3 protein-coding genes and 2 pseudogenes are annotated in these 11,869 nt (G+C 55.5%); 4 read left to right on the forward strand and 1 reads right to left on the reverse strand.

The features are described 5' to 3' along the window. Nucleotides 1–122 precede the first annotated feature (122 nt). Nucleotides 123–1,455 (reverse strand): annotated as a pseudogene (locus AB3X94_RS40170) (IS1182 family transposase); the annotation flags it as partial. 62 nt (nt 1,456–1,517) lie between these two features. Between AB3X94_RS40170 and AB3X94_RS40175 the strand changes: the two are divergent. The 4 genes and pseudogenes from AB3X94_RS40175 to AB3X94_RS40190 form a co-directional block, all read left to right on the forward strand. Further along, a pseudogene (locus tag AB3X94_RS40175) lies at nt 1,518–1,784 on the forward strand (transposase); the annotation flags it as partial. 722 nt (nt 1,785–2,506) lie between these two features. Continuing rightward, nucleotides 2,507–2,854 carry a hypothetical protein gene (locus AB3X94_RS40180; protein WP_368594167.1) on the forward strand — a complete coding sequence of 116 codons (348 nt, stop codon included), beginning with the start codon at nt 2,507–2,509 and terminating at the stop codon, nt 2,852–2,854. Between the two features lie 756 nt (nt 2,855–3,610). Beyond that, on the forward strand, nt 3,611–10,123 hold the full coding sequence (locus AB3X94_RS40185; protein WP_368614364.1) for an amino acid adenylation domain-containing protein: 6,513 nt from the start codon (nt 3,611–3,613) through the stop codon (nt 10,121–10,123). Continuing rightward, entirely contained in the window at nt 10,120–11,511 is a 1,392-nt protein-coding gene (locus tag AB3X94_RS40190) for an MATE family efflux transporter (RefSeq protein ID WP_368594169.1), read from the forward strand. The genes AB3X94_RS40185 and AB3X94_RS40190 overlap by 4 nt, the downstream gene beginning before the upstream one ends. Nucleotides 11,512–11,869 lie beyond the last annotated feature (358 nt).

Genomic DNA, 11,869 nt, shown 5'->3' on the forward strand with positions numbered 1-11,869 from the left:
TCACCAGCCGCACCGCCTCCAGCTTGAATTCCAGGGTGTACCGCGCACGCTTCAATTGGCTCATCTTCGTTTCTCCTTGCTGCAGTTTAAACCTCAGCAAGGGATACGTTTTTCAGAGGCAAGCTCAGTCTGCGTGTCAGGAAGTGCGTGTAACGCATCCAGTGCTTGAACGTCCCGAAGACATGTTCGACGGTGCGTCTGCGTATCGTCATTGCATCTGGCGTTTTGTCGAGGTGACGTTGAACGCCTTCCAACACCGACTCGTGCTCCCATCGGGTGATTCGCCGATACGGACTTAGCGTGCATTGCGATCTTATTGAGCACTGAGGGCAGGCGCTGCACCAGTATCGGCGCAATTGCATACCATGTTCCTCCCGGGCGAAACGGTAGATTGCCCGTTCACCGGCTGGACACTGGTATTCGTCGTCCCGCGCAATGTAGATGAAGTCGGCCCTATCAAATCGACCATGGCATTTTGCACTTGATGTCGTAGTTTCGGCAGCATTACCGCGATCCGGCCTCCACGCACTCTCTGATCTGAGGCCCGCTATAGTAGCCACGATCGGCGACTGCCCGCAGTCTGGTCTTGCCCATCGCATCGCGCGCAGCCTTCGCAATAGGACTGAGCTGCGCCCGGTCACTGCCGGAGTTTGTGACCTCGTGAGCCACGATGAGGTGATGTTTGGCGTCAACTGCTACTTGTACGTCGTAGCCCACCATACCTGATCCTTTTCCGCTCGTCGCCACGGAACGTGCGTCGGGATCGGTCATCGAGAGCTGGCCATCAGGCTGCGTCTTGAGCTGCTCCTTGATCTGATCGAGGTTTCGCATCTGCTCGCGCAAGCACGCGATCTTGTCCTGCAATCGGGTCGTCTTCGCTTCCAACTCGGCAGGTTGCGTACGATCAGCGGTCTCCAGCGCGTTCAGATACCGCTGGATGCTCTCCTCGATCTGCTTCTGGCGCTTGTCGACCTTACCCTCTGTGAAGTTGCGATCGCGAGTGTTGACTGCCTTGAACTTGCTACCGTCGATGGCAACGAGCGCTTGCGAGAACTGCTTCAGTTCACGGCATAAGACGACGAAGCGGCGACATACGTTGCGGATGCCGATACCGTTGTTACGGCGGAAGTCAGCTATGGTCTTGAAGTCCGGCGCCAACCGACCGGTGAGCCACATCAATTCAACATTGCGTTGGCATTCACGTTCCAGGCGGCGGCTCGACTGGACCCGGTTCAGGTAGCCGTAGATATAGATCTTCAGCAGCATGGCCGGATGATAGGACGGGCGACCCGTAGTCGACCGCATCGCGCCATCGAAGCCCAGTGATTCAAGGTCTAGCTCTTCAACGAACGCCTCTATGATCCTGACCGGATTGTCCTCGGCGACAAAATCATCAAGGCACTCCGGAAGCAGCGTCACCTGCTTGCGATCTTCACCTTCTATGAATCGCTTCATCCGGTCACCCAGGCGGAATGAGTTAATCCAGTTTAGGCGACCATGGCGTTTTCACACAGGCTCAGTACGGATGCAGTCGCGATTTTGCGGCATCGGTTGGGCTCGTTCCGCGGCAATACAGTACGGGCGGCAAGACCAATTTTCTCAGGATCAGCCGGCGGGGCAACAAAAATGTCAGGCGCCTGCTCGTCCTGCCCGCCCGAGCTTACATGCGAGACCTGGAGAAACGAACCGGCCGCCTAGCGGACTGAGTTCGCGCAATGCTCGCGCAACGGCATTCAAACGTGGTGGCGTGTGCACTGGCCAACAAGCTGGCCCGAACCGCCTAGGCAGTTGTTGCGCGCCAAACCACATTCGACGCCGGCTTCACCCGTCCGGCCTGAACGAGCACGGCCTCGTCTTTATTGATCACACTCACCCAACTGGTTTTGCGACGACTGAAAATTGATGACGTGAACGGCATACCTGCCTGACGAAGAACCTCCGTGCCAAACAGGCTTTCGAAGCCGACCCACTGTTAAGGATCGTCAGGCGCGAATCTCATCGTGGCGCGGGGAGCGATCCCCAAAACGACGCCGAATAGATTTGGGCAAGCCAACTCGCCATCGAAAATCAGGGTTGCAAAGATGGGTGGACCCAGATTTGGCACATCCATGCCGCTGGGTGGGGGCGGCCATTCCATTAACGCTCATTTGCATCGTCGGCAAAAGAGAGCCTCACGTGATCCGGAAACTGTTCAAGAAAAGCACGTTCGGTATGCCGCGTAGCCAACTATGCACTATTTGATGCACTCGTCAGTAAATTCGCCGCTTTGGTCGGCCCTCGTCGCGGCAATCCGTGGTGTTGCACATCCAACATTGTCGGATATGCAACACAGTAAATCCCACAAACGATACTTGCCGGAAGTTCCCGCAAGCGTTTTGGAGGGTAAGTGCCCATCAGTCATCCCGATCAGCAATGTGTTGGGAGATATCTCTCAGGTGTGTCGTGGCGTTGGCTCAACTATTGCATCTGCTGTCGCGGGGGAAATTGAAGCTGGAGGTAACGAAGCGTGAACACCACACCAAAGCCTCACGAACCACAGACAAGATCTGCAAAAAATGATAGTCGACATTCTATTGCGGCGTCCACTCAAGGTGCCGCGCTACGCGTTATTAACGAACCGGCGCTCTGGATCATCAGTTCCATTCCGTTCCCTGAGCAGGAAGTTTTTTCCTGCGTTGCTGTGCAATCCGACGAACGATGTATCTCACAAAGAAAGATATCAAGGGCTCTGCACAGAATGAAGCTGTGCGGCGAAGTGAGCAGCATGGAGGACCGACATCAACGCGACGGTCAGGACGACCAGCAGAGTTCGTCGCACCTCCTAACCCATGATGTGACTGTTGAATACTTCTGAACTTATGCTACAGGAGCGTCGAGTGCCGAAGCATACTTCAATTCTTCGGGCGCTTTACCGTGGTTCTAATATTGCAGCATACAGTTCGAAAACCTGTATCAAGTGAATTTCTTGCTACGACTTATTGCATATTTCCCTTCTTCACCTGACATCGCTTGCTCGAACTCAGGTCGTCATTGTGATTGAGGACGGTTACTTTAACGATGAACAGATCACGCACCGGGTCTCCCACGATTGCTCGCTTGTTTCCGATGATCCGAAAGCCTTCATCACGAGCGCGATACTGTTTTTTTGCCAGTGAGCGCTGCGTGGCCGTTTCGGAAGCGTGCCAGGAACTCGCTCTCAGAGGATCGGGAAGAACTGCGGGGCTGGCGCGATATAGCGCCGTTACGCGACCCAAGCGAGTAGTGACGCGCCTGCGTCAGCCGCATCTTTCGCGGCTATAGGTACGGATTCTAATGGTGGTAACCAGTGCTCTTGGCCGTTGCATTGGTGGCCGCATGAAAATGCGGTTCAATTTAGCAGAGCAAGTGACACGCTCAAGTGAATAGATATCAAAATATTGAATATGTACAGAATGCGAAGAAGATGTGATTTTCGATATCTTAAGATAGCGAGTTAGCCTGTTATCCAACCCAAACGCAATGAACCTTTCGGCGATCATTCCACGGATACTTGCGCGGTCGCCCGCCGAGAGAGCTGTTTTTAGTATAGGGTCGGTTAATTCAAGCACTTAGGCGAGTGAATGAGGTTTAAATGAAAACACTATTGGCAGTGGACTACTTCTGTGATGCGGCACGGCGTTATCCGCAACATATAGCAGCGAGGCATGGTAGCGAGTCGGTAACGTATCGGGAGCTTGATGAGCAGTCCAACCGCATCGCAATGGCGCTGACCGAGCGCTGTGGCCGCGAGGCGCCCGTCATCGGCGTGTTGATGGAGCGAGGAATTGATCTATTGGCTGCGATGCTTGCCGTTTTTAAGATTCGCGGTACCTATATGCCGCTTGATCGCCAGTATCCAGCGGAACGTTTGGATTACATGCTGGAGAAGAGTAAATGCTGCCTGCTGCTGACCGCCCGTAACTCCTTCGAACAGGCGGCATATTTGCGGACAACCAGACCGGAACTAGTGCTTCTTGATATTGAGGAAGCGCAAGAATCGAGCGCAGCCTTTGCCGGGCCCAGAGGCAAAGGTAGTGATCTTGCCTACGTCATTTTTACTTCGGGTACCACCGGTCACCCAAAGGGCGTAATGATTGAACAGCGGAGCTTGATCAATCACTTGCACGCTAAAGTACACGATCTGGATATCAGTAAAACTGACCAAGTGGCGCAGACCGCATCGCACTGTTTTGACATTTCTCTGTGGCAGTTTATGGCGGCGCTGCAAGTGGGGGCGTGCACGCGGATCATTAATAGAGACGTCGTATGCGATCCGTCGAGGCTGCTGCTTGAGTTGCGCAAATGCCAAGTATCAGTCATTCAATTTGTGCCGTCGCTACTACGCTCGTTTGTGGCCGAAGTCGAATTGATCGATGCACGCGCGCTGCCGGCGCTGCGCAGGATTTCCACTGTCGGAGAGGCATTGCCGCCCGACGTATGCCGACGCTGGCTGGCGATGTACCCGTCTATTCCCATCCTCAACCATTATGGACCAACTGAATGTGCCGACGGTGTCACGCATGCACTGATCTCTAACTCTCCGGCGGAAGGTCAGGTATTTATGCCAATCGGGAAACCGATAGACAATCTGGAAATCTATGTGGTCAGGCCAGATGCTGCGGCGCTGACGCTTGTTGCGTCAGGTGACGTAGGCGAACTTTGTGTAGCCGGCGTTGGCGTTGCACGTGGTTACATTAACGACGACGCGCGTACCGAGCAGGCTTTTGTGGCTAACCCTTTCAGCGATAAGCCCGGATATGATCGATTATACAAGACTGGTGATCTCGTGAGGCTGCGTGAGGATGGCTTGCTGGAGTGTCTCGGAAGAGCAGATCGCCAGGTCAAGCTGCGTGGCCACCGTATTGAGCTTAACGAAGTGGAAGGTTTGTTGGGGTTACATGCTGCCGTCGAGGCCGCGGCCGTAGTGGTGCATTATCCCGCTGACAATCGGGTGAAACTGACGGCAAGGGAAACGCTGACTAGTCCAGGGGAAGCGGAACGACTTCCGCGCCTCGTGGCTTTCGTCAAGCTTCGAGAGGAGGTTACACGGAGCGCTTTACGCGAACACATGTCGTGTCAGTTGCCTGACTACATGCTGCCCGATCTTTTCTTCGAGCTGGCGAAATTACCATTAAACGCCAATGGCAAACTTGATTACAAGCAATTGCCTTCCCCAGAAAATTTGCGTCCTTTGTCCGATGTGAAATATCTGGAGCCTGCTGACGGTCTTCAGGTTCGGTTGTGCAGGCTCTTAGCCGAGATACTGCATCTAGACCGGCTGGGGCGAAACGACAACTTTTTGCTGATGGGCGGTGACTCGCTGCGCGCCATGCTTGCGATCAACCGTATTCGGAGCGAATTCGCCTGCGAAGTTTCAGTGGTTGACCTGTACCATTGCACAATAGATGAGTTGACCGAACTGCTGGCCGAGAAAGAGGATGGGCATGAGTCGCTCCCCGCCATTGTCGTCAGTCGCCGTGATGAGGCCGGAGAGGCTCCGGCCAGCCACATTCAAAAACACTTATGGTTTTTGTGGAAGCTTGATCCAACAGCATCCAACTATACCTTGCAAACGGCGCTCGAATGCTGCGGAGAGCTTGATCGAGATCGCTTTAGTCGGGCTTGGGATGCGGTGGTGCAGTACTTCGACACACTGCGCATCCGATTCGTCGAAAAGAGCGGCAATCCATATTTGACCTTCGATTCACCGCCGAAGGGTCGTTTGCGCTTTATAGACCTTTGCGGCGACCATCCTGCCCCCAGGTTGGCTGAACTGAAGGCGAGCGAGTTTCAACCGGCCTTTGATCTCGCCGCAGGCACACTGTATCGCGCACTACTAGTACGAGAGAGCTCCGACCGGCATGTTGTCATCTTTACCACGCATGAAATCATTATGGACGCGTGGTCGCTTTCGGTAATGGTGCGCAAACTGCGTGAATTTTACCAGGCGGGAGTCGGTTCAGAGGACGGTCTCAAAGCCGAAATTTCGTTCGCAGATTTCGCGAAATGGGAGTCCGAGCAGTTTCGATCGGACTGCTGGGCGCGACAGCGCTCGTACTGGGCACAACAGCTGTCGGGTGAGTTGCCGGTGCTGACCCTGCCTTCCGATAAGCCTCGTCCGAGGCGGATGCGTTACACCGGTAAGTCACACGCCATACAAATTCCGGCTCTCGCGGCGTCCAGACTTCGCGAACTCGCTGCGGACAATCGCACCACGCTTTTCAGCGTGTTACTGACGACTTTTTACGCTTTATTGAGAGAGTACAGCGGACAGGACGATATCATCGTTGGCACTCCGAATGTAGTGCGCGAACAGTCAGGTACGGAACACCTGCTGGGGTTCTTCCTAAACATGTTGCCGCTAAGGGCGAAGATGGATCCTGATAAGTCATTCATCGAACATTTGGCCACGACGCAGCAAACTGTCATCGGTGCTGCCTTCAACGCGGCATATCCATTCAGTCGGATGTTGGAAACAGTTGACGTGGTACGTGGAAGCAATTTTTCCCCCGTATTCCAGGCGATGTTCAACATGTATTCGGAAAAGGCCGAGCTGGTTTCTGAGGGGCAGCACGATGTGTCAATTGTCGCACGCGAATTGGAAAACGGTTATACCAAGTACGATCTCACTCTTTACTGTCAGGAAGAGGGGGACGGCATCTATCTGCAGATGTCCTATTGCACTGAGCTATTCTCCGACGAGCTCGTTTCCAGAATGCTGCTCAACCTGCAGCAAATTATACAGGTGATCATTGCTGCGCCGGCGGCGCCGCTTGCAGAGCTGGATCTGCGGCACCCAGCTGAAAAGGCTTTTCTTAAGCGTTACAACGGGGGACGGCTGGCTTATACAGGCGCTAGTACACTACGCGAAATGTTCGAAGCGCGTGCCAAAATGTCGCCAGAGGATATTGCTTATTTCTGGGAGCGCGGTCGCATTTCGTACGCGGAGTTGGATACTGCGGCCAACCGTTTTGCTAACAGACTCGCAGCCTCCGGTGTTGGTGCCGGCGACAGGGTGCTGCTTGGCATTGACCGCGGCATTAACGCGTTGATCGTTATTCTAGCTGCGATCAAGCTGCACGCAACCTACTCGGTGATCGGGGCAAATTATCCGATAAGTCGCATACTTGAGATTGCTAAAGATGTCGCTCCCAAGGCCTTCGTTGCCACGCCGTTGCAGCGGGAAGCATTTCGTGACAGAGGGCTAGTTTTACTGCCGTCGGAGGAAGTTGCATACGGCAATGAGGAAACAGATGCCGCCCCTTCCCCATCTTGTTCGCATGAAGTGCTGCAGATCGTCTACACATCTGGTTCTACGGGAAAACCGAAGGGCGTTGTGGTTCCCGCTACAGCATGCCTAAATCGTTTGCACTGGATGTGGGGGCAATTCCCCTTCCAGGCAGGCGATGCCTGCGTAGTGCAGAAGTCGGCGGCGCTGGTTGCCAGTCAATGGGAAATCTTCGGGCCACTCTTACAAGGCGTTCCTAGTTTGCTGCTGAGTCAGCAAGAACTGCAAGATCCATCCCTGCTGCTATTGCAGCTAGATCGTTACCGGGTAACGCATCTGCTGTGCTCGCCACCGGTGATCACCGGCATTTTGACGGCACAATTGAGAGACGGACGGTCGGTTTCAGATTTGCGGCTGGTCACCTCAAGCGCTGAGGCGTTGCCACCGGAGTTGGCTCGGCGCTTTCTCGAGGCTTTCCCACAGGCCCGTTTGTTCAACTTTTACGGCTCCTCCGAGTGTAGCTCGAACGCCGCTTGGGGAGAGGTGTGCGAAGTGGGCGCTGATGAACGGACTGTCCCGATCGGTAAGCCGGTGGCCAATGTCGGCATAGCCGTCGTAGATGACAAGTTACGGCCGGTGGTTCAAGGTGCGGTGGGGGAGATCCTGGTGACGGGTGACTGCCTGGCGAATGGCTATCACGACAGCAGGGAGTTGACAGCCGAGCGATTTGTTGCTAACTCGGTGCCAGAGCTACAGCCTTTCGGAACTGTGGCTTATCGCACTGGCGATTTGGGGCGTCACCGCGACGACGGCCGCCTGGAGTTCCTCGGAAGGCGTGACAACCAAATCAAGATCCATGGCTTGCGCGTTGAACTGGATGAGATTTCTCACGTCTTGGGAAAATGTCCTGGGGTCGAGGAGGCCGCGGTGCATTTGCACCGCGCTGCGGATGGCGAGCCGCTGTTGACTGCCTACGTGGTGGGCACGGAGGCGAAGCTGCCGTCAACAGAGGATGGGTTCAGACAAATGCTCCGTCATTCGCTGTTGCCCCATACTATTCCCCGTTCATTTGTTCGCTTGCGGGCTTTGCCTAAGCTGCCGGGCGGTAAACTGGACCGTTCCCGCTTGCCGTTTCCACGGCAAACCGCGGTGGGCGTATTCGCGCCGCTGGTCACCACGACCGAGCATGCACTGGCCGCGGTTTGGCAGGAAGTGCTTGGTATGTCGACGATTGGTGCGGACGCGCATTTCTTCTCACTGGGTGGTACCTCTATGCTGAGCGTGCGCTGTGTGGCGCGGGCGGCCAGGATGGACATCCGCTTTTCTGTCAGCGAGTTGTACGATTATCCAGTGTTACGCGAACTGGCTGGGCTGATCGATGGCCGCTCCGGCGAACTGGTGCACCACGATGGCGAAATCGACGGTGGAGTGGAAGTAACGCCTACGATACGCTTCATGAATCGGCGCATGGGTTTAGACGAGCATTTCAACATGTGCGCGATCTGGCAGGACGATAGCTGCCGTTTGGATCCGGCGATATTGGAGTCCGCTATCGTTAGGTTGGCGAAAGACTACCCACTGTTGCGCACCAGGATCTCTCGAGATGACGCTGATCTACGCTTCCATACCGGAGTCGGAGCGTTGCATCTGGAGCGAGTTGCATTGGGCTCGTACTCAGAGCTCGGGGATTGCACGCGAGAGGTCTCTGGTATCGCTGAGCAAGCGCAATATGCATTCCGGTTCGATGGTCGTACCTGGATGTCGCGTTTCCAATTGATCGAGGCGGAGGTCGGTGGGCGGCCGCACGGTTGGATTTTTATCATAATTCATCATTTCCTGGTCGACGGCTATGGGTTCCGGCTGCTGCTGGACGAAGTAGAACGCTACTATCTGGCGATAGAGCATGGCCAAGCACCCGCTCCCGCATTCAGTGGCCGCGCGCAGTTGAATCGATGGGTGAAGGCGCTGCGCGAACATGTGAGCGGTTCGTTGGACAGCAACATTGCTTATTGGCGAAGCCGGCCATGGGAACTGCTGCGTGAGGATGGTGCAACAGTCCTCGAGGTTGAGCCAGTCGATAGTGGCGCTGATTCCAGCCGGCGCTTGTTCGAGATGCTCCACACTGGGCAGATGCACAGTGATGCTGCTTTCGAGGCCTTGTGCGCGCACAAGGGGATTCGCTATCTGGATCTGGATGCGGAATCGACAAAGATTCTGCTCGATCTGCATCCGGACCGGCACGGCTTTGACGCGTTCGACGTCATCCTGTGCGCCTTGGCGGAGGTGGCAGGACGGGGCAACCAGCGACGAGGGCTGTTTCTGGACAGCATGGACATGCTGCGCACGCCTATCCTGCCCGGTCAGGATCTGTCGACGGTTATGGGCTTTACCGCGGAACTTGTCCCGCTGGCCATCATTTGTGAGGGGCGACTCAGTGTGGCGGAACGTCTGAAAGCGGTGCGTCGTCAGCGCAATTCGGCACGGATCCATGGCATTGGGCTACGGGCGGCTGCGTATCTGCTGCCGGATGATCAGGCGAAGGCACTGGTGGATTTCGACTGGCCGCGTGTTGTCGTCAACTATCGCGCTGTGTTAGATAATCTTCATACGCGCAAGCTGCTCGGCCTTGCTCAACCGACGATCTGGACGGGTGATGAGATGGGGCCCAGCCGTCATCACACGTTGTGGTTAGATATCGATAGTGTGGACGGTAAACTTCGTATCCAGATGCATTGTGCGTTGCCTTGCTTTTCCGCAGAGGAGGCGAATATGCTGGGACGTCAGTTGCTGCATTGTCTCGCGGCTTATGCCGGATGGCTCAGGGACAATCAGGAAGATGTGGACGCAACAAGCGTGAAGGACGGGGCCACAGTATGAACACGCCAGCTGTTGCGGCATTACGGATGCAGTCAATGGCCCACGATCGACTGTTGCCACTGATCCTGCGGCTGGCTCTTCCGTCCGTCATTGGCGTCACTGTCAGTGCCGCTTATCAGTTGCTCAACGCCTATTTCGTGGGGCGGCTCGGAACAGCAGCACTCGCGGCGATGGCATTGTCGTTCCCATTTGCAATGTGCATCACGGCAATAGGCGAGATCTTCGGTGCAGGGGCCGCCTCGTTGATTGCTCGAAGCCTGGGACGTGCCGACGATGACTCTGCGAACGATTATGCATCGCACGCGTTATGGTCTGCGATGGTAATTGCTGGCATAACGGCTATCGCGGGCTGGCAGTTGGCTCCAACTTTGCTGACATGGCTAGGCGCTGGACCATCGATTTTGCCACTGGCGGTGGCTTATCTTCATTGGCTGCTGTTGGGCTATGTGGCAGTGGTATTCAATATGATCTGTGGTTTCATCGTGAGAGCGGATGGCAATACCGTGCTCAGCATGACGACCCAAGTTTCATCCTTCGCAATGAACGCGGCACTCGACCCGGTGATGATTTTCCGGTTCGGGCTGGGCATCGAAGGGGCTGGCATCGCAACATTTCTGGCCCAGTTGTGCGGCTTAACCTTGTATTGGCGACATTTCGCGGGCAGGCACGGAGCCATCGTCTTATCGTGGCCATCGGTGGGACGCTGCGGGTGCCGGCTGGCGAGCATCGCCCGCATCGGCATTCCGCCAGCGCTCAATACGCTGCTCGCGGTAGCGGCCATGTCCATGCTCAATGGGTTCGCTGCTCGCTACGGTGAGTCATCGGTGGCGGCGATAGGTTTGGCCAGCCGCTTGGCGATGCTGGCAGCACTTCCGCTGTATGGACTGTGCAGCGGGGCGCAGTCGGTTGTTGGGTTTAATGTCGGCGCAGGTAACTGGACACGGGTGGCGCAAGCGGTTCGGGCTATGGTTGCCGTCGCGCTAACGTTCGCCGGAGTCTATGCCGGCTGGGTCGCGTGGCAAGCTAGAACCATCATCGGCTGGTTTGCGCACGAGTCGGCGATGATAGAGATTGGTAGCCGCGCGATCTTGCTATTCCATTGTGCGTTGCCGGTGTTAGGGATGCAACAGGTGTGCCTGCTTTTCATGCAGGCCAAGGGCAACGCAATCTGGGCAACGCTTGTAGCGGTACTGCGGCATGGCTTGTTTCTGATGCCCCTGATGGCCTTGCTGCAGCACGCTTATGGGCAAGACGGCCTGTTGTTCTCCGTAGCGGCTGCCGATATGGCAGCGGGTCTTATCGCTATGGTTATTCTATACAGTGAAATGCGACAGATCGACAAGGCCTCCCGGCTCTGTCAGGTTAATGGAATGGGGGCCGTAGAATGACGTAATGAAGAAGACAAAACCGCTTTATTATGGTCATCGCTTCCCTGTTATCGTCATCAGCTCTGCGGTTCGCTGGTATTGATATGACTTTGCGTGTTAATCGCGACATTAATTTCCAGGTTGTTGCATCGATGCATGAATTTCCTGAGGGCACCGCAGCAGTAAGAGCCGCTAACACAAGTCATCAAGTGCGACGCGTGTCGCCGTCCGCCGGACGTAAATCGGCAATGCAGTGGATGGCCAAGCTCTTCTCTGCCTTGTCACATTCAACAGGCTGAATATGGGAATTTGAAGCCGTGACCTGCTGTACGACCAGCAGTTGCCTACCCGGACGCGCGCGATTGGTAACGGTCGGGTG

Source organism: Paraburkholderia sp. BR10923 (assembly GCF_040948765.1).
In the GTDB taxonomy this organism is placed as follows: Bacteria; Pseudomonadota; Gammaproteobacteria; order Burkholderiales; family Burkholderiaceae; genus Paraburkholderia; species Paraburkholderia youngii.

What these genes read in the sequence shown, in the direction of transcription:
- AB3X94_RS40185 (WP_368614364.1), top strand. Translation starts at nt 3,611, where the DNA reads ATGAAAACACTATTGGCAGTGGACTACTTCTGTGATGCGGCACGGCGT.
- AB3X94_RS40190 (WP_368594169.1), top strand. Translation starts at nt 10,120, where the DNA reads ATGAACACGCCAGCTGTTGCGGCATTACGGATGCAGTCAATGGCCCAC.